Annotated in this window: 25 protein-coding genes; 12 read left to right on the top strand and 13 right to left on the bottom strand. The window is 72.3% G+C overall.

Features of this window, described 5'->3' with window-relative positions; genetic code table 11:
• Positions 1–99 precede the first annotated feature (99 nt).
• Positions 100–324: a DUF6011 domain-containing protein gene (locus tag ACIRB7_RS09685; RefSeq protein ID WP_403594873.1), complete on the bottom strand. Its 225-nt coding sequence runs from the start codon at positions 322–324 to the stop codon at positions 100–102.
• A 36-nt stretch (positions 325–360) separates the two neighbouring features.
• Here ACIRB7_RS09685 and ACIRB7_RS09680 point away from each other — a divergent pair, with 36 nt between their 5' ends.
• Positions 361–843: a glutathione peroxidase gene (locus ACIRB7_RS09680; protein ID WP_403594870.1), complete on the top strand. Its 483-nt coding sequence runs from the start codon at positions 361–363 to the stop codon at positions 841–843.
• Complete coding sequence (locus ACIRB7_RS09675) at positions 836–1,612, top strand: putative protein N(5)-glutamine methyltransferase (RefSeq protein ID WP_403594867.1); 777 nt, start codon at positions 836–838, stop codon at positions 1,610–1,612. The genes ACIRB7_RS09680 and ACIRB7_RS09675 overlap by 8 nt, the downstream gene beginning before the upstream one ends.
• Before the next feature lie 8 nt (positions 1,613–1,620).
• Here ACIRB7_RS09675 and ACIRB7_RS09670 read toward each other — a convergent pair whose 3' ends face one another.
• The gene (locus ACIRB7_RS09670) at positions 1,621–2,994 is read right to left on the bottom strand and encodes a cytochrome P450 (protein WP_403594865.1); all 1,374 of its coding nucleotides are present in this window, start codon (positions 2,992–2,994) and stop codon (positions 1,621–1,623) included.
• Positions 2,995–3,129: 135 nt separating this feature from the next.
• Between ACIRB7_RS09670 and ACIRB7_RS09665 the strand changes: the two genes are divergently transcribed.
• Complete coding sequence (locus tag ACIRB7_RS09665) at positions 3,130–3,597, top strand: VOC family protein (RefSeq protein ID WP_403594862.1); 468 nt, start codon at positions 3,130–3,132, stop codon at positions 3,595–3,597.
• A 50-nt stretch (positions 3,598–3,647) separates the two neighbouring features.
• Here ACIRB7_RS09665 and ACIRB7_RS09660 read toward each other — a convergent pair whose 3' ends face one another.
• The gene (locus tag ACIRB7_RS09660; RefSeq protein WP_403594859.1) at positions 3,648–4,859 is read right to left on the bottom strand and encodes an acyl-CoA dehydrogenase family protein; all 1,212 of its coding nucleotides are present in this window, start codon (positions 4,857–4,859) and stop codon (positions 3,648–3,650) included.
• Positions 4,860–5,020: 161 nt separating this feature from the next.
• Between ACIRB7_RS09660 and ACIRB7_RS09655 the strand changes: the two genes are divergently transcribed.
• Positions 5,021–5,668, top strand: coding sequence for a TetR family transcriptional regulator (locus tag ACIRB7_RS09655; protein ID WP_403594857.1), 648 nt, complete (start codon positions 5,021–5,023; stop codon positions 5,666–5,668).
• Here the strand turns inward: ACIRB7_RS09655 and def are convergent.
• Entirely contained in the window at positions 5,665–6,243 is a 579-nt protein-coding gene (gene def / locus ACIRB7_RS09650; protein WP_403594854.1) for a peptide deformylase, read from the bottom strand. The two genes, ACIRB7_RS09655 and def, sit on opposite strands and share 4 nt — an antisense overlap.
• Positions 6,244–6,369: 126 nt before the next feature.
• Between def and ACIRB7_RS09645 the strand changes: the two genes are divergently transcribed.
• The 5 genes from ACIRB7_RS09645 (at position 6,370) to ACIRB7_RS09625 (ending at position 10,930) form a co-directional block, all read left to right on the top strand.
• Positions 6,370–7,617 (top strand): MurT ligase domain-containing protein, encoded by a 1,248-nt coding sequence (locus ACIRB7_RS09645; protein ID WP_351217819.1) that lies wholly within the window; start codon positions 6,370–6,372, stop codon positions 7,615–7,617.
• 19 nt (positions 7,618–7,636) lie between these two features.
• Complete coding sequence (locus ACIRB7_RS09640; RefSeq protein ID WP_403594850.1) at positions 7,637–8,365, top strand: type 1 glutamine amidotransferase; 729 nt, start codon at positions 7,637–7,639, stop codon at positions 8,363–8,365.
• A 161-nt stretch (positions 8,366–8,526) separates the two neighbouring features.
• Positions 8,527–9,552, top strand: a complete 1,026-nt coding sequence (locus ACIRB7_RS09635) for a 6-phosphofructokinase (RefSeq protein ID WP_403594847.1) — start codon at positions 8,527–8,529, stop codon at positions 9,550–9,552.
• A 104-nt stretch (positions 9,553–9,656) separates the two neighbouring features.
• The gene (locus ACIRB7_RS09630; RefSeq protein WP_403594844.1) at positions 9,657–10,607 is read left to right on the top strand and encodes a cytochrome c oxidase assembly protein; all 951 of its coding nucleotides are present in this window, start codon (positions 9,657–9,659) and stop codon (positions 10,605–10,607) included.
• Positions 10,608–10,723: 116 nt separating this feature from the next.
• Positions 10,724–10,930, top strand: a complete 207-nt coding sequence (locus ACIRB7_RS09625) for a hypothetical protein (protein ID WP_403596240.1) — start codon at positions 10,724–10,726, stop codon at positions 10,928–10,930.
• 13 nt (positions 10,931–10,943) lie between these two features.
• Here the strand turns inward: ACIRB7_RS09625 and ACIRB7_RS09620 are convergent, their stop codons facing one another.
• Positions 10,944–11,966 carry a DUF3048 domain-containing protein gene (locus tag ACIRB7_RS09620; RefSeq protein ID WP_403594841.1) on the bottom strand — a complete coding sequence of 341 codons (1,023 nt, stop codon included), beginning with the start codon at positions 11,964–11,966 and terminating at the stop codon, positions 10,944–10,946.
• A gap of 79 nt (positions 11,967–12,045) precedes the next feature.
• Here ACIRB7_RS09620 and ACIRB7_RS09615 point away from each other — a divergent pair, with 79 nt between their 5' ends.
• Together ACIRB7_RS09615 and ACIRB7_RS09610 are read left to right on the top strand one after the other, a co-directional pair.
• Complete coding sequence (locus tag ACIRB7_RS09615; RefSeq protein WP_403596141.1) at positions 12,046–12,762, top strand: lysophospholipid acyltransferase family protein; 717 nt, start codon at positions 12,046–12,048, stop codon at positions 12,760–12,762.
• A gap of 64 nt (positions 12,763–12,826) precedes the next feature.
• Positions 12,827–13,861 (top strand): NAD-dependent epimerase/dehydratase family protein, encoded by a 1,035-nt coding sequence (locus ACIRB7_RS09610; RefSeq protein WP_403594838.1) that lies wholly within the window; start codon positions 12,827–12,829, stop codon positions 13,859–13,861.
• Positions 13,862–13,907: 46 nt separating this feature from the next.
• Here the strand turns inward: ACIRB7_RS09610 and ACIRB7_RS09605 are convergent, their stop codons facing one another.
• The 8 genes from ACIRB7_RS09605 to ACIRB7_RS09570 form a co-directional block, all read right to left on the bottom strand.
• Complete coding sequence (locus tag ACIRB7_RS09605; RefSeq protein WP_403594835.1) at positions 13,908–15,488, bottom strand: alpha/beta hydrolase; 1,581 nt, start codon at positions 15,486–15,488, stop codon at positions 13,908–13,910.
• Positions 15,489–15,630: 142 nt separating this feature from the next.
• Positions 15,631–16,374 carry an urease accessory protein UreD gene (locus ACIRB7_RS09600; RefSeq protein WP_403594832.1) on the bottom strand — a complete coding sequence of 248 codons (744 nt, stop codon included), beginning with the start codon at positions 16,372–16,374 and terminating at the stop codon, positions 15,631–15,633.
• Complete coding sequence (gene ureG / locus ACIRB7_RS09595) at positions 16,371–17,048, bottom strand: urease accessory protein UreG (protein ID WP_403594830.1); 678 nt, start codon at positions 17,046–17,048, stop codon at positions 16,371–16,373. The genes ACIRB7_RS09600 and ureG overlap by 4 nt, the downstream gene beginning before the upstream one ends.
• 18 nt (positions 17,049–17,066) lie before the next feature.
• Positions 17,067–17,732 carry an urease accessory protein UreF gene (locus ACIRB7_RS09590; protein WP_403594827.1) on the bottom strand — a complete coding sequence of 222 codons (666 nt, stop codon included), beginning with the start codon at positions 17,730–17,732 and terminating at the stop codon, positions 17,067–17,069.
• Positions 17,732–19,453 (bottom strand): urease subunit alpha, encoded by a 1,722-nt coding sequence (locus tag ACIRB7_RS09585; protein ID WP_403594824.1) that lies wholly within the window; start codon positions 19,451–19,453, stop codon positions 17,732–17,734. Before ACIRB7_RS09585 ends, ACIRB7_RS09590 begins: the two co-directional genes overlap by 1 nt.
• Positions 19,446–19,799 carry an urease subunit beta gene (locus tag ACIRB7_RS09580; protein WP_403594821.1) on the bottom strand — a complete coding sequence of 118 codons (354 nt, stop codon included), beginning with the start codon at positions 19,797–19,799 and terminating at the stop codon, positions 19,446–19,448. The genes ACIRB7_RS09585 and ACIRB7_RS09580 overlap by 8 nt, the downstream gene beginning before the upstream one ends.
• 13 nt (positions 19,800–19,812) lie before the next feature.
• The gene (locus ACIRB7_RS09575) at positions 19,813–20,115 is read right to left on the bottom strand and encodes an urease subunit gamma (RefSeq protein WP_351217842.1); all 303 of its coding nucleotides are present in this window, start codon (positions 20,113–20,115) and stop codon (positions 19,813–19,815) included.
• A 168-nt stretch (positions 20,116–20,283) separates the two neighbouring features.
• Positions 20,284–20,562: a type II toxin-antitoxin system Phd/YefM family antitoxin gene (locus ACIRB7_RS09570; protein WP_403594818.1), complete on the bottom strand. Its 279-nt coding sequence runs from the start codon at positions 20,560–20,562 to the stop codon at positions 20,284–20,286.
• 58 nt (positions 20,563–20,620) lie between these two features.
• Here ACIRB7_RS09570 and ACIRB7_RS09565 point away from each other — a divergent pair, with 58 nt between their 5' ends.
• Positions 20,621–21,244 (top strand): ATP-dependent Clp protease proteolytic subunit, encoded by a 624-nt coding sequence (locus tag ACIRB7_RS09565; protein ID WP_403594816.1) that lies wholly within the window; start codon positions 20,621–20,623, stop codon positions 21,242–21,244.
• Positions 21,245–21,247: the final 3 nt, after the last annotated feature.

Here is a 21,247-nt window from a genome sequence, read left to right as displayed (position 1 = left end):
CGGATCTCGGTCTCATCGGCGCCCACTCTGCTGTCCGGGGAAACGGCTGGGCCACTGGTTTGCGGGCTGGTAGCGTCGCCGGGTTCCGGCTCAACGGCCCTACAGGGCCCGGTCGATGCCCGGCAGGGTGTCCTGTTCCACCTCGTGGCGGCGGGTGCGGATGTCCGGGGCCGGGGGGTGGAGTTTCGCGTCGCAGGTCGGGCCCAGGCCCGTGCGGCGGGAGTCCGCGCCCGTCAGGGGGCGACCGCAGAGGCGGCAGCGGACCGGGCGCGGCCCCTTCTCCGGCGCGGAATCGATCTCGATTGCCAGTGGTTCGTCTCCCATGTTGAGATCAAACCCTATTCCGATGAGGAGCAGTCCATGAGCCTGTACGACATTCCGCTGAAGACCCTGACCGGTGATCCGGTCTCCCTCGCCGACTACCGGGACCGCGCGGTCCTGGTGGTGAACGTGGCCTCCAAGTGCGGGCTGACCCCGCAGTACGCCGGTCTCGAGCGGCTGCAGAAGGAGTACGGGGAGCGCGGCTTCACCGTGCTCGGTGTGCCCTGCAACCAGTTCGCGGGACAGGAGCCGGGCAGCGCCGAGGAGATCCACACCTTCTGTTCGGCGACGTATGGCGTGTCCTTCCCGCTCCTGGCGAAGACCGACGTCAACGGGGACGCCCGCCACCCGCTCTACGCGGAGCTGGTGAAGGTCGCCGACGCGGAGGGCGAGGCCGGTGACGTCCAGTGGAACTTCGAGAAGTTCCTGATCGGCCGCGACGGCCGGGTCACCCGTTTCCGTCCGCGCACCGAGCCGGACGCCCCCGAGGTCCTGGCCGCGATCGAGGCCCAGCTTGTCTGACCCACGCGTCGTCGAACGGCTGCGGGCCGCGGGCTGTGTCTTCGCCGAGGAGGAGGCGGAGATGCTGCTCGCGGCGGCGGCCGGACCCGACGAACTCGACCTGATGGTCGAGCGGCGGGCCGCGGGTCTGCCGCTGGAACACATCGTCGGCTGGGCCGAGTTCGGCGGGCTGCGGATCGAGGTCGACGGCGGGGTCTTCGTCCCCCGGCGGCGTACGGAGTTCCTCGTCGGACACGCGGTGGGGCTGGCACGATCGGGAGCCGTCTGCGTCGACCTGTGCTGCGGCTCGGGCGCCGCGGGCGCGGTGCTGCTCGACCGGGTCCCGGGCGCGGAGGTGCACGCCGCGGACATCGAGCCGGCGGCGGTGCGCTGCGCCCGGCGGAACGTCGAGCCGCGCGGCGGCCGGGTGTACGCGGGCGATCTGTTCGCGCCGCTGCCCGCGGAGCTGCGGGGCCGGGTCGAGATCCTGGTCGCCAACGTGCCGTACGTACCGACCGAGGAGATCGGGCTTCTGCCCCCGGAGGCGCGGGACCACGAGCCGCTCGTCACGCTCGACGGCGGCCCGGACGGTCTCGACGTGCTGCGCCGGGTCGCCGCAGAGGCGCCGGAGTGGCTGGCGCCCGGCGGACATCTCCTCATGGAGACGAGCGAACGGCAGGCCGAGTGGGCCGTGAAGGCCGTCGCGGAGGTCTCGGGCGGCCTGCTCGCCCCCGAGGTGATCACCTCCGAGGAGTGGTGGGCGACGGTCGTCGTCGCGACCCGCCGCTAGGTCGCCGCTCAGGCCGTCCTGGGTGTGAGGCGGCAGCGGGCCGGGCCCGTCGCCTGGAGGGTGATCGCGGGGAGGACGGGCACCTCGGTGTCGACGGCCTCGAAGCCGTACCGCTGGAGGATCATCGCGAGGGCGATCACCGACTCCAGCATCGAGAAGTGCTGGCCGATGCACGCGCGCGGGCCGCCGCCGAAGGGGAACCACGCGTACCGGGGGCGGGCCGCCTCCGCCTCGGGCGTGAAGCGGTCCGGGTCGAAGCGCTCCGCGTCCTCCCAGTACCCCGGGTGCCGGTGGGTGACCCAGGGGGCGACGATGACGTCCGCGCCCGCGGGGATGGTGACGCCGCCGATCTCGGTGGCGGCGACGGCGCGGCGGCCGATGACCGCGGCGGCCGGGAAGAGCCGCATGGCCTCCTTGAGGACCTGGGTGACGTACGGCAGCGCGTCCAGGTCGGCGGCGCCGGGGACACGGCCGGCGAGGACCCGGTCGACCTCCTCGTGGGCGCGCTTCTGCGCCTCCGGGTGGAGGGCGAGGAGGTGCAGGGCGAAGCCGAGGGAGCTGGCGGTCGTCTCGTGACCGGCGAGCAGGAACACGAGGACCTGCTCGCGCAGTTCCGTCGCGTCGAAGCTGCCGTCCTCGGCGCTCTCGGCCTCGACGAGGAGGCTGAGCAGGTCCTGCCCGTCGCCGGGGGCCGCGCCGGAGCCGCGGCGTTCGGCGATGATGCGGTCGCACACCTCGTACAGCGCCCGGTGGACTGCGGCGGCCTTGCGGTTGCCCGGGGTGGGCCAGTCGCGGGGGATGTTGACCGGGGAGAAGCCGCGGCGCAGCACGTAGGCGCCCAGTTCGGGGAAGCTGCGCTCGACGATCTCGACGGCGGTGTCGACGTCCGTACCGAAGAGGATGCGGGTCACGGCACGCATGGCGAGGCGGGTCATCTCCTGGAGGACGTCGACGGTTCCGTCGCCGCCGTCCTGCCACTCGCCGATGAGGGTGGTGACCTCGGCGGCGACGGCCGAGGCGTAGGAGTCGACACGGCGGCGGGTGAAGAGGGGCTGGACGAGCCGGCGCTGACGGAGGTAGTCCTCGTCCTGGCTCGTGAGGAGTCCGTTGCCGAAGGACTCGCGCAACTCCTGGTAGAACCGGTTGTCCTTGCGGAAATTGGCGGATTCTCCGGCGAGGACCTGCTGGGCGCCCTCGGCGGAGAAGACGCCGTAGACGACGGCGCGCAATCCGGGCGGTCCTGCGGCGATCCGTACGACGTCTCCGTGCTCGCGCCGGGCGCGCAGGAACGTACCCAGGGAGTCCTTCTTGAGGTCGAACAGGGAGCCGAGCAACGGCAGTCCCGCGAGTTCGGGCGCTTCGGTACCGGTGGTGGTGGCCATGAACGGTTCCCCCTCGATCGTCACCTGCGGGGCGATTGTCCCCCAGGAAGTGACCCGCGGGTAGTAGCGGATGACAGGTGGCGAACACCCGTCCGTATCTGGCCGGTTGTCAGTGGCGTCTGAAAGGCTCGTCCCATGGAGCGACCGGAGCTGACCCTGCAACTGACGATCGACTGCGCCGACCCCCAGCGGCTGGTGCCCTTCTGGCTGGAGGCCCTGCGGTACGTCCCGGATCCGCCGCCGGCCGGGCACGCCACCTGGCGTGAGTACTGGGCGGCGATCGGCGTCCCCGAGGAGGAGCTGGGCGAGGACGCCGGCGAGCTGCCGGAGTCCATCGTGGACCCCAAGGGCGTCGGGCCCCGGGTCTGGTTCCAGCAGGTCCCGGAGCCCAAGACCGTCAAGAACCGGGTCCATCTGGACCTCAAGGTCGGCGGCGGCCGCGACGTCCCGCTCGCTCTGCGCCGGGAGCGGGTGGACGGCGAGGTGGCCCGGCTCACGGCGCTCGGCGCGACGATCCTGTACGCCATGGACGAGCCGAACGGCATGGACTACTACGCGGTGGTCCTCCAGGACCCGGAGGGCAACGAGTTCTGTCTGGTGTGAGCGGGCCCGCCTGCGGAGCCCCGGGCGCGCACCGGGCCCGGGGCCTGCCGCTACTTCGCGAGCGCGCGGCTGATCACCATGCGCTGGATCTCGCTGGTGCCCTCGAAGATGGTGTAGATCGCGGCGTCGCGGTGCATCCGCTCGACCGGGTACTCGCGGGTGTAGCCGTTGCCGCCGAGGATCTGGATGGCCTGGGCCGTGACCTGCTTGGCGACCTCGCTGGCGTACAGCTTGGACATGGAGCCCTCGGCCGCCGTGAAGGGCTTGCCCGCCGTGGCCATCCAGGAGGCGCGCCAGACGAGGAGGCGGGCCGCGTCGATCTGGGTGGCCATGTCGGCGAGCTGGAAGGCGACGCCCTGGTTCTCGATGATCGGCCGGCCGAACTGCACCCGGGTCTTCGCGTAGTCGAGGGCCACCTCGTACGCGGCGCGGGCGGTGCCGACGGCCATGGCGCCGACCGCGGGGCGGGAGGCCTCGAAGGTGGCCATGGCGGCGTTCTTGACGCGCTCGCCGCTCTGGGCGCGCTCGCGGGCCCGGGCGAGGCGCTCGTCCAGCTTCTCCTTGCCGCCGAGGAGGCAGTGCCCGGGGACGCGGACGTCCTCCAGGACGACCTCGGCGGTGTGGGAGGCGCGGATGCCGTGCTTCTGGAACTTCTGGCCCTGGGAGAGACCGGGGGTGTTCGGCGGGACGATGAAGGAGGCGTGACCCTTGGAGCCCAGCTCGGCGTCGACGACGGCGACGACGACGTGGACGTTGGCGATGCCGCCGTTGGTCGCCCAGGTCTTGGTGCCGTTGAGCACCCACTCGTCCTTGGCCTCGTCGTACACGGCCCGCGTCCGCATGGAGGCGACGTCCGAGCCGGCGTCGGGCTCGGAGGAGCAGAACGCCGCGACCTTGATGTCGGTGGCGTCGCCGTACATCTGCGGGACCCAGGTGCCGATCTGCTCCTCGGTGCCGTTGGCGAGGACGCCGACGGCGGCGAGGCCCGTACCGACGATGGAGAGGGCGATGCCCGCGTCGCCCCAGAAGAGCTCCTCCATCGCCATCGGGATGCCGAGACCGGTGGGGTCGAAGAACTGCTGGGCGTAGAAGTCGAGCGAGTAGATGCCGAGCTTGGCCGCTTCCTGGATGATCGGCCAGGGAGTCTCCTCACGCTCGTCCCATTCGGCGGCCGCGGGGCGCATCACATCGGCGGCGAAGCCGTGGAGCCAGTCGCGGACCTGCTTCTGGTCCTCGTTGAGTTCGAGCGTGAACTCGCCCATTTTCCCTCCACGGAGTACGTTACTTGCGGTAACACCAGTCTGTTACCGGTGGGTATGGGCTGTCAACCAGCGGCGGAGCCTCCGGCCCGCCCAGCACCGGGCACCGAGCGGGTGTTACGTTGCGACAGCCTCACGGAATCGCACGGGCGGGGAGACACGCTATGGACATCGCACACCGGACCACCGACCCGCAGACGCCCGCCGAGCAGCGGCGACGCGAGCTGCTGGAGGCGGCGGACCGGGTGGTGCTCCGGGACGGCCCCAAGGCCTCCATGAACGCGATCGCGGCCGAGGCCGGCATCACCAAGCCGATCCTCTACCGCCACTTCGGCGACAAGGGCGGCCTGTACCGCGCCCTCGCCATCCGGCACACGGACGCCCTCCTCTCCGCCCTGCGGGCCGCGCTCGACGCGCCCGCCGACCGGCGGCGCCGTGTCGAGGCCACCCTCGACACCTATCTGGCGTCGATCGAGGCGATGCCCCAGGTCTACCGCTTCCTCATGCACCCGGCGGAGGAGACGCACCAGACCGAGCAGGGCTTCGACGTCGGCCGCCACTCCGCCCCACTGCTCCGGCGCATGGGCGAGGAGCTCGGCCAGGTCATCGCCGAGCGCGTCGACCTGGGCCCCGCCGCCGAGGCCCAGGCCCGGATCTGGGGTCACGGCATCGTCGGCATGATGCACGCGGCCGGCGACTGGTGGCTCGGCGAGCGCCCCTGCACCCGCGCCGAACTCGTCCACAGCCTCGCGGACCTCCTCTGGGGCCGCCTCGCCCAGGCCGACGACCGCCCCGGCGGACCCGGCTTCTAGGCCCCCGGGACGTCTGCCCCGGCCCCCCACGGCTGCTCGGCCGCCCACGGCTCCTTGCGGATCGACCGGAGGAGACGTGACTTGCGCCACCCGGTGACCCGGTCCGCGTAGACCCGGCCCTCCAGATGGTCCGTCTCGTGCTGGAGGCAGCGGGCGAAGAAACCCGTGCCCTCGACCCGTACCGGCGTCCCGTCCGTCCGGACGCCCTCGACCACCGCGCGGTCGTGACGGGGCGTCGGGGCTTCGAGCCCCGGCAGGGAGAGACAGCCCTCAGGGCCCCGGATCACGTCGCCGTCCGCTTCCACCAGGCGCGGGTTCACCACATGGCCCAGATGGCGGTTCTCCTCGTCGTCGGGACAGTCGTAGACGAAGACGCGCAAGCCCACGCCCACCTGGTTCGCCGCGAGGCCCACGCCGTTCGCCGCGTACATCGTGGCGAACAAGTCCTCGACGAGCCGGGCCAGTTCGGGACCGAAGTCGGTGACGGGCTCACAGGGACGGTGCAGCACGGGATCGCCGAGCAGGGTCATCGCTCGGACGCGGCCGGAACTGCCGGGGATGGGGCGGTTTCGCATGGCGGTAAGGGTACGGTCCGCCGTGACCAGGCTGTTTCGCACGGTCGCTCGGCGGTGCCGCTGTTCGGGCTGCTGGCCGGATCTCGATAGGCTGAGCCCGGACCGACGCGAGGAGGAACAAGAACGATGTCAGGACACCCCGGTAATCCAGAGCCGCTGTCGCCGCGCGCCAAGCTGGCCGTGACGGCGGGCAGGGCCGCGGCCGCGGTGTCGCGTGCGGCGGGGCGCGGCAGCGGATCGGTGATCGGCGGCAAGGTCGCGCTGAGGCTGGACCCCGACCTCCTGGGCCGGCTCGCGCAGCATCTGGACGTCGTCCTGGTGTCGGCGACCAACGGCAAGACGACGACGACCCGGCTGATCGCGGAGGCCCTGCGCGCCGCCGGCCCCGTCGTCTCGAACGCCCTCGGCGCCAACATGCCCGCCGGCATCACCTCGGCGCTGGCCGGCGGCTCGGACTCGAAGTACGGCGTGATCGAGGTCGACGAGAAGTACCTCGCCGGAGTCGCCCGCGACACCACGCCGAAGGTCATCGCGCTGCTCAACCTCTCCCGCGACCAGCTCGACCGCGCCGCCGAGACCCGGATGCTCGCCGAGAAGTGGCGCGAGGGCCTCAGCGGCACCAAGGCCGTCGTCGTCGCCAACGCCGACGACCCGCTCATCGTGTGGGCCGCCTCCTCCTCCCCCAACGTGGTGTGGGTGGCCGCGGGCCAGGAGTGGAAGGACGACGCCTGGTCGTGCCCCGCCTGCGGCGGTGTGATGCAGCGCCCGGGTGACGACTGGTTCTGCGGCGAGTGCGGCTTCCGCCGTCCCGCGCCGAGCTGGGCGCTCAGCGGCGACCACGTGCTCGACCCGCACGGTTCGGCCTGGCCGATCCGGCTCCAGCTGCCCGGCCGCGCCAACAAGGCGAACGCCACCAGCTCGGCCGCCGTCGCCGCCGTGTTCGGGGTGCCGCCGCAGGTGGCCCTGGAGCGCATGTACCAGGTGCAGGCCGTCGCCGGACGCTACGACGTGGTCTCCTTCCAGGGCCGCGACCTGCGTCTGCTGCTCGCGAAGAACCCGGCCGGCTGGCTGGAGACGTTCTCCCTCATCGACGGGCCGCCCGCCCCGGTGATCCTCTCCGTCAACGCGCGCGGCGCCGACGGGACGGACACCTCCTGGCTGTGGGACGTGGACTACGGCCGGCTCGCCGGCCACCCGATCATGGTGATCGGCGACCGCAAGCTGGACCTCGCGGTCCGCCTGGAGGTCGCGGGCGTGGACTTCCGCGTCTGCGAGACCCTCGACGAGGCCGTCGCGATGGCCCCGCCCGGGCAGATCGAGCTGATCGCCAACTACACCGCCTTCCAGGACGTCCGCCGCCGCGTCGGCAACTGACCCGTAGAGGACTTGCAGCATGAGTGACAGCAGCCTGCGCCTGGTCTGGGTCTACCCGGACCTGCTCAGCACCTACGGCGACCAGGGCAACGTCCTCGTCGTCCAGCGCCGCGCCGAGCAGCGCGGTCTCAGCGTCGAGCGCGTCGACGTCCGCAGCGACCAGCCGGTGCCGACCTCGGGCGACATCTATCTGATCGGTGGCGGCGAGGACCGTCCGCAGCGGCTCGCGGCCGAGCGGCTGCGCCGGGACGGCGGTCTGAGCCGGGCCGCCTCCAACGGCGCGATCATCTTCTCGGTCTGCGCCGGCTACCAGATCCTGGGCCACGAGTTCATCAACGACCTGGGCGAGCGGGAGGCCGGTCTCGGTCTCATCGACGTGATCTCGACCCGCGGCGAGGGCGAGCGGTGCGTCGGCGACGTCCTCGCGGACATCGACCCGCGCCTCGGCCTGCCCCAGCTGACGGGCTTCGAGAACCACCAGGGCATCACCCATCTCGGCCCGACGGCCCGCCCGTTCGCCCGGACCGTCCTCGGCAAGGGCAACGGGACCGGCGACGGCACCGAGGGCGCGTACAACGACACCGTCTTCGGTACGTACATGCACGGCCCCGTCATGGCGCGCAACCCGCAGATCGCGGACCTGCTCCTGAAGCTGGCCCTCGACGTGAACGCGCTGCCGCCGACCGACGACCGCTGGTACGAGGCGCTGCGCGCCGAGCGCATCGCGGCGGCCACGCAGCCCGCCTGAGCCGTCCCGGGCGCCGCCGCCGCCCCTCTCTCGTACGAACGTGCGTTGTCCACTGTGCGGACATCCGGTTCGGCCCCGCCACCCTGCGGCGATAGGGTGGCGGGAATCCAGCCGGACGACGGGGTCCGGGAGTCGGCCCACGTTGCAAAGGTTTATGGGCTATGCGCATTGGCGTGCTCACCTCCGGCGGAGACTGCCCCGGTCTGAACGCTGTCATCCGTTCCGTCGTGCACCGCGCCGTCGTCGACCACGGCGACGAGGTCATCGGCTTCCTCGACGGGTGGAAGGGCCTCCTGGAGGCCGACTACCGCAAGCTCGACCTCGAAGCGGTGGGCGGCATCCTGGCCCGGGGCGGCACCATCCTCGGCTCCTCGCGGGTCCAGCCCGCGCACCTGGTCGACGGCGTCGAGCGCGCCCGCGGCCATGTCGCCGACCTGGGGCTCGACGCGATCATCCCGATCGGCGGCGAGGGCACCCTGAAGGCGGCGAACCTGCTCTCCGAGGCGGGTCTCCCGATCGTCGGCGTCCCGAAGACCATCGACAACGACATCGCCTCCACCGACGTCACCTTCGGCTTCGACACCGCCGTGACCGTCGCCACCGAGGCCCTCGACCGGCTCAAGACCACCGCCGAGTCCCACCAGCGGGTCCTCGTCGTCGAGGTCATGGGCCGTCACACCGGCTGGATAGCGCTGCACTCCGGCATGGCCGCCGGCGCGCACGCCGTCGTCGTCCCCGAGCGCCCCTTCGACATGGACGAGCTGACCGCCCGGGTCGGCGCCCGCTTCGCCGACGGCAAGCGCTTCGCGATCGTCGTCGTCGCCGAGGGCGCGAAGCCGCGCGAGGGCTCGATGGAGTTCAAGACCGCCGGCACCGACATCTACGGCCACGAGCGGTTCACCGGCGTCGCCAACCAGCTCTCCGTGGAGCTGGAGCGGCGGCTCGGCAAGGAGGCCCGCCCGGTGATCCTCGGGCACGTCCAGCGCGGCGGCACCCCGACCGCGTACGACCGTGTCCTCGCGACCCGCTTCGGCTGGCACGCGGTCGAGGCGGCGCACCGCGGCGAGTTCGGCATGATGACCGCACTGCGCGGCACGGAGATCGAGATGGTTCCGCTGGCCCAGGCCGTGGAGACCCTCAAGACGGTCCCGGCCGACCGCTACGCCGAGGCGGAGTGCGTGCTCTGACCGTCGCCCGTTCGTGACATCCGCCCCCGGTCGCAGTCGCGGCCGGGGGCGGTTCTAGTCTGGTGCGGACAACAAGCGCGAATCGGGCTCCAGGAGTGCACACGATGGATCACAGCGGGCACGGCATGACCACGGATCTGCCGCCGTTCACGCTGGGACGGGGTCTGGAGTTCTCTCCCGACCCCTTCTTCCTGATCGGCTGCCTCGTGGCGCTCGGTCTGTACGGGTGGGGCGTGGCGCGGCTGCGGCGGCGCGGGGACGCGTGGCCGGTGAGCCGGACGGTGTTCTTCACGGTCGGCGTGCTGAGCGTCGCCCTCGTCATGTGCACCAAGCTCAACGACTACGGCATGGTCATGTTCAGCGTGCACATGGTGCAGCACATGGTGATCTCCATGCTGTCGCCGATCCTGCTGCTCCTCGGCGCGCCGGTGACGCTCGCGCTGCGGGCGCTGCCGGTGGCGGGCCGTGGTTCGACGGGGCCGCGCGAGCTGCTCCTGAAGCTGCTGCACAGCCGGTACATCAAGGTGATCACGCACCCCGGCTTCACGATCCCGATGTTCATCGCGAGCCTGTACGCGCTGTACTTCACGCCGCTCTTCGACTTCCTGATGGGCTCGAAGCCCGGCCACATCGGGATGATGGTCCACTTCCTGATGGTGGGCGTGGTCTTCTTCTGGCCGATCATGGGCGTGGACCCGGGCCCGCACCGGCCGGGTTACGTGATGCGGATGCTGGAGCTGTTCGCGGGCATGCCGTTCCACGCCTTCTTCGGCATCGCGCTGATGATGGCGTCGGAGCCGATGGTCCAGGCCTACGCGAGTCCGCCGGCCTCACTGGGGATCGACGCGCTCGCCGACCAGAACGCGGCGGGCGGCATCGCCTGGGCGTTCAGCGAGATCCCGTCGGTGCTCGTGCTGATCGCGCTCGTCTACCAGTGGTACCACTCCGAGCAGCGGCAGGCGGTCCGTCTGGACCGGGCGGCCGACCGGGACGGGGACAAGGAGCTGGAGGCGTACAACGCGTATCTGGCCTCGCTCCAGGCGCGGGGGCGCTGACCGGAATCCGCTTTCCGGCGCACGCCGGAGCGTCCGGGGAGTAGCGCGCGCCCCTCTCGGGGGTTCACGATGGTCGGGACGGCTCGCGTGGCCTCGGTCGGGAGGAGGGCGGACTGATGTCCGGTCCCACGAAGACGATGGCGGTGCTCACCTGCGCCGCGTTGGTGCTGACGACGGCGTACACGGTGGCGCTCGGCAGCAGCGGCTGGCTCTGGTTCGGCTGGCTGGTGCTGACGGTGGTCACCATCGGGATGGCCGCGTCGGACGGCGCGGGCGCGTCCCGCCGCCGCCCGCCGACCGGCCCGGGGCCCGCGGGCTCTTGAGCTTGTCGGCCCTTCAGCCCTTCGGGGCGAGGACCACCCAGATCTGTCCGGGCGCGAAGGCGAGCGGCGCTCCGCCCGAGGTGGTGAAGGTGGTGCCCGCCGAGGCCGAGGGCCGGGACCAGCGGGCCTCGTGGGCGCGTCCGTCGCGCAGGACGAGCGCGGTGCCGCTGCCGACGGTCTCGGTGTACGGGGAGACCGCGCCGGACCGGTCGTGGTAGTCGGAGGCGCGGATGGCGACCCGCTGGACGACGACCGTCGACGGGTTCAGCGCTCCGGTGTCGGTGGTACGGGCCGCCCGGCCGTCCATCGCCACCCGCCAGCTCCGGTCGGCGGCGGACCAGGTGAAGGTGTAGCGGGCGGCCGGGAAGCGGACGGTCTCGGAGTCGACCGGGGTGCCGCCCGGGGCGGGGCCGAAGCGGAAGCCGACGTCCGGCGCGTTCGGGGCCCCCGGGTCGGTGGCGAGGGCCCGCTCGGGGCGCAGGTAGAGGTTGTGCGGGGCGGGCCGGTCGGGGGAGCGCCGGAAGGCGCCGGGGGCGGTGGACTCGGTGATCGGGTGGAGGGGCGCGGCGGCGATCAGCGGATTCAGCGCGGACTGCGCGCCCGAGTAGGCGAGAACCGGCCGGCCGAAGGTCCTGAGCAGCTCGATGTCGGATTCGCGGGCGCTGCGGACGGGTCCCGCGAGGTCGGGGAGGCGGGAGGAGTACACGGCGAGGAGCCGGGTGGCCCCGCCCTCGACCTGTTCGACGTAGACGAGGTCGGCCGCGCCGAGGCCGGTGTGGGGGCGCGCCGCGGCCACGTTGTCTATCTTGACGGCGAGGACCGGGGCGGGCCGCGCGGGCAGTCCGGTGAAGGGCGATCGGCCGGTGGGCGCGGGTGTCGTGGGCGCGGGCGCCGTCGTGGCGGGCGAGGCTGTCGGTACCGCGGTGGGTTTGGACCCGCCCGAGTCGGAGCAGCCGTACAGCCCGGCCGCCGTCAGCGCGCAGAGGAACGCGGTGAGGACGCGGCCGGGGCGTCTGGTTCCACGCTCGCCGGTCATGGTGACGCTCCCCCACCAGTGGACCACGGGGCCGCGCGCGGATACAACGGGCTTGTCGGACGACGAACGGGGGTTGCGGGTGTTCTACCACCTGTTGAAGTACGTACTGCTCGGGCCGCTTCTGAGGCTGCTGTTCCGGCCGCGGATCGAGGGGCTCGAACACGTCCCGGAGGACGGCGCGGCGATCGTCGCGGGCAACCACCTCTCCTTCTCCGATCACTTCCTGATGCCGGTGGTGCTGGACCGGCGGATCACCTTCCTCGCGAAGCAGGAGTACTTCACGGGGCCGGGGATCAAGGGCCGGCTCACGGCCGCGTTCTTCCGGGCGGCCGGGCAGATCCCGGTCGACCGGTCGGGGAAGGAGGCCGGGAAGGCGGCGATCCGTGAGGGGCTCGGCGTGCTCGGCCGTGGTGAGCTGCTCGGTATCTATCCGGAGGGGACGCGTTCGCACGACGGGCGGCTGTACAAGGGGAAGGTGGGGGTGGCGGTGATGGCGCTGACGGCCGGGGTGCCGGTGGTGCCCTGCGCCATGGTGGGGACGTTCGAGATCCAGCCGCCGGGGAAGGTCGTGCCCCGGATCCGCCGGGTCACCATCCGGTTCGGGGAGCCGCTGGACTTCTCGCGGTTCGCCGGGTCCGCGGATGAGCGGGCGGTGGTCCGCGCGGTGACCGACGAGATCATGTACGAGATTCTCCGCCTGTCGGGTCAGGAGTACGTGGACGACTACGCGGCGGTGGTGAAGGCCGAGGAGGCGGAAGGGGAGCCCCCGCGAAAGTTCCCCCGAGGGGAACGCTGAGGGCGGATCCGCGCACGGCGCAACGCCCTGGGCCGGGGCGCCGGGCACCCGTAGCGTCGCCTCCATGATCAAGGGAAAAGCGTTCGTGCTGGGTGCGTCGGGACAGGTGGGGCGGGCGGCCGTGCGGGCCCTCGTCGCGGACGGCTGGGAGGTGACGACCGCCTCGCGGGGCGGTGTCAGGGACGAGAGGTGGCCTGACGAGGTCCGGTCGGTGCGGCTCGACCGTACCGAGGAGGGGGCGCTCGCGGCGGGGCTCGGCGACGGCTGTGACGTGTTCGTCGACATCGTCGCGTACGACTCCGGGCACGGCAGGCAGCTGACCGGTCTCGCGGACCGGATCGGTTCGGCGGTGGTGGTGTCGAGCGGCGCCGTCTACGAGGACGAGAAGGGCCGCAGCTTCGACACGCAGGGCGAGCCGGACGGCTTCCCCGCCTACCCGGTGCCCATCGCTGCTGACTGGCCCACGGTCGCGCCGGGCGACACCTCGTACAGCACGCGTAAGGTGGCCCTGGAGCGGGAGCTTCTGGCGGCGGGCGACGCGCTGCCGACGACGCTGCTGCGGGCGGGCGCCATCCACGGGCCGTACTGCCCGGGTCCGCGCGAGCTGTGGTTCGTGAAGCGGGTGCTCGACGGGCGGCCGTGGCGGCCCCTCGCGTACGGCGGCACCTCACGGTTCCACCCGGCGCACGTGGACAACCTGGCGGAGCTGGTCCGGCTCGCGGCGGCGAACCCGGGCAGCCGGGTGCTCAACGGCGCCGACCCGGAGGCGCCGACGGTGGCGGAGATCGGGGCGGCGATCGACGCGGTCATGGGCGCCACGAGCGAGACGGAGCTGATCGAGGGCGAGCCGGAGGGACCCGTGGGGCTCACGCCGTGGGCCTCACCGCATCCGATCGTCTACGACATGGCGGCGGCCGAGCGGGAGTTGGGATACCGGCCGGTGGTGTCGTACGCCGAGTCGCTGCCGGAGACGGTCGAGTGGCTCGCCGGACACCTGGCGGGGCGGGAGTGGCGGGAGGCCTTCCCCGGGCTCGCGAAGTACGGGGTGGACTTCTTCGACTACGCGGCGGAGGACGCCTGGCGGGCGGCCCGGCGGTGACGCGGGGCGGGGGGAGGGACCGGACGGCCCCTCCCCCCGTCCGGCCTCAGGGCTGCGGCGTGGCGTGCGGCGCGCAGGTCTGGTCCGTGGCGTCCAGCTTCCCGGTCAGCAGGTAGGCCTCGACCTTGGTGTTGAGGCACGGGTTGACCAGGTTGGTGATGCCGTGCGAGCCGGCGTCCTTCTCCGTGATCAGGCGCGAACCCTTGAACCGCTTGTGCAGTTCGACGGCGCCGCCGTACGGGGTGGCGGCGTCGCGCTCGGCCTGGGTGATGAGCACCGGCGGCAGGCCCTTGCCGGTCCTCACCTCGGTCGGGCGCTGGCGCGGGGTGGACCAGGTGGCGCAGGGCAGGTTCATCCACGCGTTGGCCCAGGTCATGAAGGGGTACTGCTTGTGGAGCCGGCTGTTGTCCCGGTCCCACTTCTTCCAGCTGGTGGGCCAGGGCGCGTCGGCGCACTCGACGGCGGTGTAGACGGCGTTGCCGTTCTCCGCCGCGGCGTTGCCCGCGGTGTCGGTGAGGTCGGCGGCGGCCGATTCGATCAGCGGCTGGGGGTCACCGGCGGCGTACGCGCTCCAGGCCTCGGCCACCGGGGCCCACATGGAGTCGTAGTAGGGCGCGTTCTGGAAGAAGGCGATGAGTTCGGCGGGGCCGACCTTGCCGCCGAGGGGTGCCTTCTTGGCGGCGGCGCGCAGGGTGTCCCACTGCTGCCGGACCTCCTCGTGGGTGTCGCCGAGGTGGTAGGTGGCGTCGTGCTGGGCGACCCAGGTCATCCAGTCCTTGAGGCGGCCCTCGAAGGCGATGTCCTGGTCGAGGTTGGCCTCGTACCAGATCTTGCGCGTCGACGGGTTCACGACGCTGTCGAGGACCATGCGGCGGACGTGGGTCGGGAAGAGGGTGCCGTAGACCGCGCCCAGGTAGGTGCCGTAGGAGACGCCGACGAAGTTGAGCTTCTTCTCGCCGAGGGCGGCTCGGACGACGTCGAGGTCGCGGGCGGTGTCGAGGGTGTTGATGTGCGGCAGGAGGTCGCCGTTCTTCTCGGCGCAGCCCTGGGCGTACTCGGCGGCGAGCTTGCGCTGCGCGCGCTTGTCGGCCTCGCTGTCGGGGACCGGGTCGAGCTTGGGGCCCTTGACGAACTCGGTCGGGTCGACGCAGGAGATGGGGGCCGACTTGCCGACGCCGCGCGGGTCGAAGCCGACGAAGTCGTAGGCCTTGGCGGCGTTCGCCCAGATCGCGTTCTTGGTGGTGACCCGGCGCGGGAAGCGGAGGCCCGAGCCGCCTGGGCCGCCGGGGTTGTAGAGGAGCGCGCCCTGGCGCTCGGCGGGTGTGCCGGTGGCGCCGATCCGGTCGACCGCGATCTTGATCTTCTTGCCGTTCGGCTTCGCGTAGTCGACGGGGACGGTGACCCAGCCGCACTGGATCGGCTTCTCCAGGCCCCAGTCGGCGGGGCAGTCCTGCCAGTCGATGCCCGCCTGGGCGGCCCGCGACGCGGCGACGGCGACACCGATCGCCTCGGCGTCCCGCAGATGACGGTTGCTTTCGGCGTTGGCCGCCGGGGCCGTGAGCGCGCCCACGACGAGCGTGCCCGCTATCAGAGTGCCGGCCGAACCGAGTGCTGCCGTACGTCGCACAAGTCCTCCCCCTGTGGGTGTCGTTCTGTCCGGGTGATCCTTTCGTCCGTGGGCAGCACGACGTAAGCCCGTACGGGTGTTTCTTTGCCGAACCCATAACCGGTGTCGGTGTCCCGCTGAGCGGTGAGCCGCCCCGCTCGGCTCAGGCGGGCGCGAGCAGCTCCAGGGCCTCGTCGAGGAGGCGTCGCAGGGCCAGTGCGTCGGGGGCGACGGCGGTGGCGAGGGCGGCGGGTCCCGCGAGCGGGGTGATCGCGGCGTGCTCGCCGAGGAGCCGGGGCGCGACCGGCTTCTCCTCGAAGCCGGGGTCGACGACGAGGAGTTGTCCGGTGGCCCGGTGGCCGCCGAGGACGGCGCCGCCGTCCCAGCCGCCGGGGGCACCGGGGCCGTACGCCAGCTCCTGGTCGAGCAAGGGGCGTCCGGCGCGGCGGACGGTGAGGCGGGTGCGGAGGGTGCCGGGTGGTTCGCCGTGGCGGCCGAGGATCTGTTCCTCGCGGAGGACAAGGCGTGCCGTGGCGGCGAGTTCGACGTCGGTACGCATCCGCAGGTCCGAGCCGCCGACGGAGATCAGCTGTTCGGGCAGCCAGCGCAGGACGCCCTCCTCGCCGACGGTGAGCCGGACGTCGTACGCGGCGGGCTCGGCGCTCCGGCCCGGCAGGGCGAGGGTCGCGGCGGCCGCGTCGACGAGGAGCCGGGCCCCGGCCCGTACCTCGGTCTCGACGGCCAGCCGGTCACCGCCGAGCGGGGCGCTCATCGCCCCGACGACGGTGACCCGGGTGTACGGTCCGGCTGCCCTGGTACGGCGCAGGGCGAGCGGCCCGTCGCTCACGAGGAGCGGCAGCCCGCCGTCGGCGTCGGCGGCGATCCGGGCCGTGGCGCGCAGGCTCACGCGGTCCAGGCCCCGAGCTGGGCGCGGACCCAGTCGGCGACGGGGGCGACGCCGTTCTCGGCGCGCAGCGAGGTGAAGGCGACGGGCAGTTCGCCGCGCTGTTCCTTGGCGTCGCGGGCCATCCGCTCCAGGTCGGAGCCGACGTGGGGGGCGAGGTCGGTCTTGTTGACGACGAGGAGGTCGGCGGTGGTGACGCCGGGGCCGCCCTTGCGCGGGATGTCGTCGCCGCCGGCCACGTCGATGACGAAGATCTGGGCGTCGACGAGGCCCTTGGAGAAGGTGGCGGTGAGGTTGTCGCCGCCGGACTCGACGAGGATGAGGTCGAGCGGGCCCACGGCCTCCTCCAGTTCCTCGACGGCTTCGAGGTTGGCGGAGATGTCGTCGCGGATGGCGGTGTGCGGGCAGGCGCCGGTCTCCACGGCCTGGATCCGCTCGGGCGGCAGGACGGCGTTGCGGAGGAGGAAGTCGGCGTCCTCGCGGGTGTAGATGTCGTTGGTGAGGACGGCGAGGGAGAGGGTGTCGCGCAGGACCCGGCAGAGGGCGGCGACGGTGGCGGTCTTGCCGGAGCCGACGGGGCCGCCGAGTCCGATGCGCAGGGCGCGGCGGGTGCCGTCGGGGCGGTGGGCGTCGGCGGAGACGGCGCCGTGGTGGGTGTGTCCGTGGTCGAGGTGCATGGTTCTCCTGTCGGAGCGCTACGAGGCGAACAGGCGGACGGGCCAGGCCGCGTGCTGTTCGGCGGTGAGGTCGAGGAGGGGTGCGGAGGCGGCGGGCAGCGCGTCGACGCCCTCGCGGGCGGCGGCGGTGGCGCGCTCGGCGACCTCGTCCATCTCGGGGGCGAGGCGGGCCAGGACGGCGGTGGCCTGGTAGGGGTCGAGGCTGAGGAGGCGTACGGCGGCGGTGGTGGGGCCGCCGACCGACTCGTACACGACGCAGTACGCGGCGTCCTCGGGTCCGAGCCCGGCGGCCAGGGCGGTGGCGCCGAGGACGACGGGCTGGTGGGCGCCGCGGGGGAACGCCGCCGCCAGGGCGTCGAGTCCGGGGCTCGGCCAGGTGGCGCGGGCGGCCCGCATGAGCTGGCGGCCGAGTCTGCGGGCGGTGGCGCGCAGGGCGGGTGAGGGGGTGCGGGCGTCGGCCGCCGCGTCGAGTGCGAGCGGGTCGAGTCCGTACGCGGCTCCGGCGGCGAGCGCGGCCGTGGTGAGGCCGGTGGTGTGGAGCCGGCCCCGGCAGAAGGACTCCAGGTCGGCCGCGTCCTTGATGCGGCCGGCCTTGACGGCGGCCTCGGCGCCGCCGGAGTGGGCGTGCCCGCCGGCGGGGAACCGTCCGTCGGCGAGCACGAGGAGCGCTGATCGAGATCCCATCAGAAGAGGAAGTAGCGCTGGGCCATGGGCAGTTCGGCGGCGGGCGCGGGTTCGACCGCTTCGCCGTCGATGGTCACCGTGAAGGTGTCGGCGTCGACCTCGACCCGGGGCAGGGCGTCGTTCTCGCGCATGTCGGCCTTCGTGACCCGCCGGGTGGAGCCGATGGCGGCGAACTCCTTGTGGAGCCCGAGTCTGCGCGGCAGGTCGTCCTCGATCGCCGCCTGGGCGACGAAGTTGACCGAACCGGCCGCCGCGGCTTTGCCGAGCGCGCCGAACATCGGGCGGGGCAGGACCGGCTGGGGGGTGGGGATGGAGGCGTTGGCGTCGCCCATCTGCGCGTACGCGATCTGGCCGCCCTTGACGACGACGAGCGGCTTGACGCCGAAGAAGGCGGGCTCCCAGAGGACGAGATCGGCGAGCTTGCCGGGCTCGACCGAGCCGATGAGGTGGTCCATACCCTGGGCGACGGCCGGGTTGATCGTGTACTTGGCGACGTAACGGCGCACCCGGTGGTTGTCGGCGCGGCCGTCTCCCGGCAGGGATCCGCGCCGCTTCTTCATGACGTGGGCCGTCTGCCAGGTCCGCATGATCACCTCGCCGATCCGGCCCATGGCCTGGGAGTCGGAGGAGATGATCGAGATCGCGCCCAGGTCGTGGAGGACGTCCTCGGCGGCGATGGTGGAGGGCCGGATCCGGGACTCCGCGAAGGCGAGGTCCTCGGGGACGGCCGGGTTGAGGTGGTGGCAGACCATCAGCATGTCGAGGTGTTCCTCGATGGTGTTGACGGTGTGCGGCCGGGTCGGGTTGGTGGAGCTGGGCAGGATGTACGGCTCGGAGACGACCGTGATGATGTCGGGGGCGTGCCCGCCGCCGGCGCCCTCGGTGTGGTACGCGTGGACGGTGCGTCCGGCGATGGCGGCGAGGGTGTCGCCGACGAAGCCCGCTTCGTTCAGGGTGTCGGTGTGGATGGCGAGCTGGGCGCCGGTCTCCTCGCACACGGACAGGCAGGCGTCGATGACGGCCGGGGTGGCACCCCAGTCCTCGTGGATCTTGAACCCGAGGGCTCCGCCGCGCAGTTGGGAGTGCATGGCCTCCCGGGACATGGTGTTGCCCTTGCCGAGCAGGCCGATGTTGACCGGGAAGGTGTCGAGGGCCTCGAACATCCGGGCCGTGTGCCAGGGGCCGGGGGTGACCGTGGTCGCCTTGGTGCCCTCGGCCGGTCCTGTGCCGCCGCCGACGAGGGTGGTGACGCCGGTGGCGAGGGCCTGCTCGACGACGGTGGGCGAGATGAAGTGGACGTGGGCGTCGACGGCGCCGGCGGTGACGATCCTGCCGTTGCCGACGATGATCTCGGTCTCGGGGCCGATGACGAGGTCGGGGTGGACGCCGTCCATGGTGTCGGGGTTGCCCGCCTTGCCGAGAGCGGTGATCCGGCCGTCCCTGATGCCGATGTCGGCCTTGACGATGCCCCAGTGGTCGATGATCAGGGCGCCGGTGATCACGGTGTCGGGGGCGCCTTCGGCGCGGGTGGTGCGGGCCTGGCCCATGGACTCGCGGATGACCTTGCCGCCGCCGAAGACGGCCTCGTCGCCGGCGCGGCCGGGGCCGCCGCTGCGGTCCTCCTCGATCTCGACGAGGAGGTCGGTGTCGGCGAGCCGGACACGGTCGCCGGTGGTGGGGCCGAACAGGTCGGCGTACACGGCGCGGTGGAGGTCAGGCATGGTCGCCGCCGTCCTGGTACCGGTCGGGGGTCGTGGGCGGGTCGAGGGGGCCCGCCGTCTCGCCGCGCAGGCCGGGCACGATCCGGCGGCCCGCCAGGGGGACGAGTTCGACCTCGACGGGGATGCCGGGTTCGAAGCGGACGGCGGTGCCGGCGGCGATGTGCAGCCGCTGCCCGTGCGCGGCGGCCCGGTCGAACTCCAGGCCGGGGTTGACCTCGGCGAAGTGGTAGTGGGAGCCGATCTGGACGGGCCGGTCGGCGGCGTTGAGCACGGTCAGGCGGGTGACGGGGCGCCCCTCGTTGAGGGCGACGGGGCCGTCCGCGTACAGGATCTCTCCGGGGATCATCGGCGGCGCCCGTTCAGACGATGGGGTCGTGGACGGTGACGAGCTTGGTGCCGTCGGGGAAGGTGGCCTCGACCTGGACGTCGTGGATCATCTCGGGGATGCCGTCCATGACCTCCGCGCGGGAGAGCACCTTGCGCCCGGAGGCCATCAGCTCGGCGACGGTCCGGCCGTCGCGGGCGCCTTCCAGGATGTGCGAGGTGAGGAGCGCGACGGCCTCGGGGTGGTTGAGCCGCACTCCCCTGGCCCGGCGCTTCTCGGCCACGTCCGCCGCCACATGGATGAGCAGGCGTTCCTGCTCGTGCGGGCTCAGTTGCACTCTTCCACCTCACAGTCGTCGACCGGGACACCCGGACAGCTGCGGACCCTACCGACCGTCAACACGCTGTTGAGCTGCCGAGACGCGGCAGCCGGTCAGACATTGCACGTTAGGGCGGAAGTTTTTCCGGCTCGTTAACTGCGGCTTTGCATTTCCATGATCGTCGGGCTACGAGGCGCCGGGCTCGCGGTGGTGTGCGGCGATACCGAAGCGGCCCTGTTCGCCGGAAGCGGAGTCCAGCGGGTGGAAGCGGGAGACCGAGCTGACCACCTGCTCGTCGGCGGGCTTCTCGGCCGCTTCGAGTTCCTCCAGGTCAGCGGCGGAGACCAGGGCGACCAGCGGCTTCCCGTGGCGGGTGACGACGACGCGCTCGCCGCCGTATACGACGCGGTTGATGAGGTCGGCGAGCTCGGCTCGCGCTTGCGTCACCGGGATCTCGTAGGTCATGCTCCCCATCTTACGGCCTGTACGTCCTGTACATTTTTTACAGATGGAGGTGCCCGTCATGCACGCTCGCCACGTACTGCCCGAGTTCACGGAGCGGACCAGCTACGGAACCCGGACCCTCGACCCCTACTCCCGGCTCCTCGCCTCCCGGATCGTCTTCCTCGGGACACCGATCGACGAGACCTCGGCCAACGACGTCATCGCCCAGCTCCTCTATCTGGACCACGCGGCGCCGGGCCAGGACATCTCGCTCTACATCAACTCCCCCGGCGGCTCCACCACCGCGACGACCGCGGTCTACGACACGATGCGCTCGCTCCACTGCGACGTGGAGACCACCTGCCTGGGCCAGGCCGCCTCCACCGCCGCGCTCCTGCTCGCCGCCGGCACGGCGGGCAAGCGGCTGATGCTCCCCGGCGCCCGGGTCACGCTCCGTCAGCCCGCCCTGGACGAGCCGATGCAGGGGCAGCCGAGCGACCTCGACCTCCACGCGCGCGAACTGCTCCGGCTGCGCGCCCTGGTGGCCGGGGCGTTCGCCGAGCACACGGGGCAGCCCCGGGAGCGGATCGACGCCGACCTGGACCGTCTGACCGTCCTGGACGCGCCCGCGGCGGTCGCGTACGGCCTGGTGGATCATGTGATCACCAGCCGGCGCGCGGCCGCCGGCGGCGCGGCGCGGTGAGCC

The organism is Streptomyces sp. NPDC093795 (genome assembly GCF_044764665.1).
GTDB lineage: Bacteria > Actinomycetota > Actinomycetes > Streptomycetales > Streptomycetaceae > Streptomyces.
The sequence above is the reverse complement of the archived record's forward strand: the minus strand, read 5'-3'. Positions and strand labels throughout refer to the sequence as shown.

What these genes read in the sequence shown, in the direction of transcription:
- ACIRB7_RS09685 (WP_403594873.1), bottom strand. Translation starts at nt 324, where the DNA reads ATGGGAGACGAACCACTGGCAATCGAGATCGATTCCGCGCCGGAGAAG.
- ACIRB7_RS09680 (WP_403594870.1), top strand. Translation starts at nt 361, where the DNA reads ATGAGCCTGTACGACATTCCGCTGAAGACCCTGACCGGTGATCCGGTC.
- ACIRB7_RS09670 (WP_403594865.1), bottom strand. Translation starts at nt 2,994, where the DNA reads ATGGCCACCACCACCGGTACCGAAGCGCCCGAACTCGCGGGACTGCCG.
- ACIRB7_RS09665 (WP_403594862.1), top strand. Translation starts at nt 3,130, where the DNA reads ATGGAGCGACCGGAGCTGACCCTGCAACTGACGATCGACTGCGCCGAC.
- ACIRB7_RS09660 (WP_403594859.1), bottom strand. Translation starts at nt 4,859, where the DNA reads ATGGGCGAGTTCACGCTCGAACTCAACGAGGACCAGAAGCAGGTCCGC.
- ACIRB7_RS09655 (WP_403594857.1), top strand. Translation starts at nt 5,021, where the DNA reads ATGGACATCGCACACCGGACCACCGACCCGCAGACGCCCGCCGAGCAG.
- def (WP_403594854.1), bottom strand. Translation starts at nt 6,243, where the DNA reads ATGCGAAACCGCCCCATCCCCGGCAGTTCCGGCCGCGTCCGAGCGATG.
- ACIRB7_RS09645 (WP_351217819.1), top strand. Translation starts at nt 6,370, where the DNA reads ATGTCAGGACACCCCGGTAATCCAGAGCCGCTGTCGCCGCGCGCCAAG.
- ACIRB7_RS09640 (WP_403594850.1), top strand. Translation starts at nt 7,637, where the DNA reads ATGAGTGACAGCAGCCTGCGCCTGGTCTGGGTCTACCCGGACCTGCTC.
- ACIRB7_RS09635 (WP_403594847.1), top strand. Translation starts at nt 8,527, where the DNA reads ATGCGCATTGGCGTGCTCACCTCCGGCGGAGACTGCCCCGGTCTGAAC.
- ACIRB7_RS09630 (WP_403594844.1), top strand. Translation starts at nt 9,657, where the DNA reads ATGGATCACAGCGGGCACGGCATGACCACGGATCTGCCGCCGTTCACG.
- ACIRB7_RS09625 (WP_403596240.1), top strand. Translation starts at nt 10,724, where the DNA reads ATGTCCGGTCCCACGAAGACGATGGCGGTGCTCACCTGCGCCGCGTTG.
- ACIRB7_RS09620 (WP_403594841.1), bottom strand. Translation starts at nt 11,966, where the DNA reads ATGACCGGCGAGCGTGGAACCAGACGCCCCGGCCGCGTCCTCACCGCG.
- ACIRB7_RS09610 (WP_403594838.1), top strand. Translation starts at nt 12,827, where the DNA reads ATGATCAAGGGAAAAGCGTTCGTGCTGGGTGCGTCGGGACAGGTGGGG.
- ureG (WP_403594830.1), bottom strand. Translation starts at nt 17,048, where the DNA reads ATGCACCTCGACCACGGACACACCCACCACGGCGCCGTCTCCGCCGAC.
- ACIRB7_RS09590 (WP_403594827.1), bottom strand. Translation starts at nt 17,732, where the DNA reads ATGGGATCTCGATCAGCGCTCCTCGTGCTCGCCGACGGACGGTTCCCC.
- ACIRB7_RS09585 (WP_403594824.1), bottom strand. Translation starts at nt 19,453, where the DNA reads ATGCCTGACCTCCACCGCGCCGTGTACGCCGACCTGTTCGGCCCCACC.
- ACIRB7_RS09580 (WP_403594821.1), bottom strand. Translation starts at nt 19,799, where the DNA reads ATGATCCCCGGAGAGATCCTGTACGCGGACGGCCCCGTCGCCCTCAAC.
- ACIRB7_RS09570 (WP_403594818.1), bottom strand. Translation starts at nt 20,562, where the DNA reads ATGACCTACGAGATCCCGGTGACGCAAGCGCGAGCCGAGCTCGCCGAC.
- ACIRB7_RS09565 (WP_403594816.1), top strand. Translation starts at nt 20,621, where the DNA reads ATGCACGCTCGCCACGTACTGCCCGAGTTCACGGAGCGGACCAGCTAC.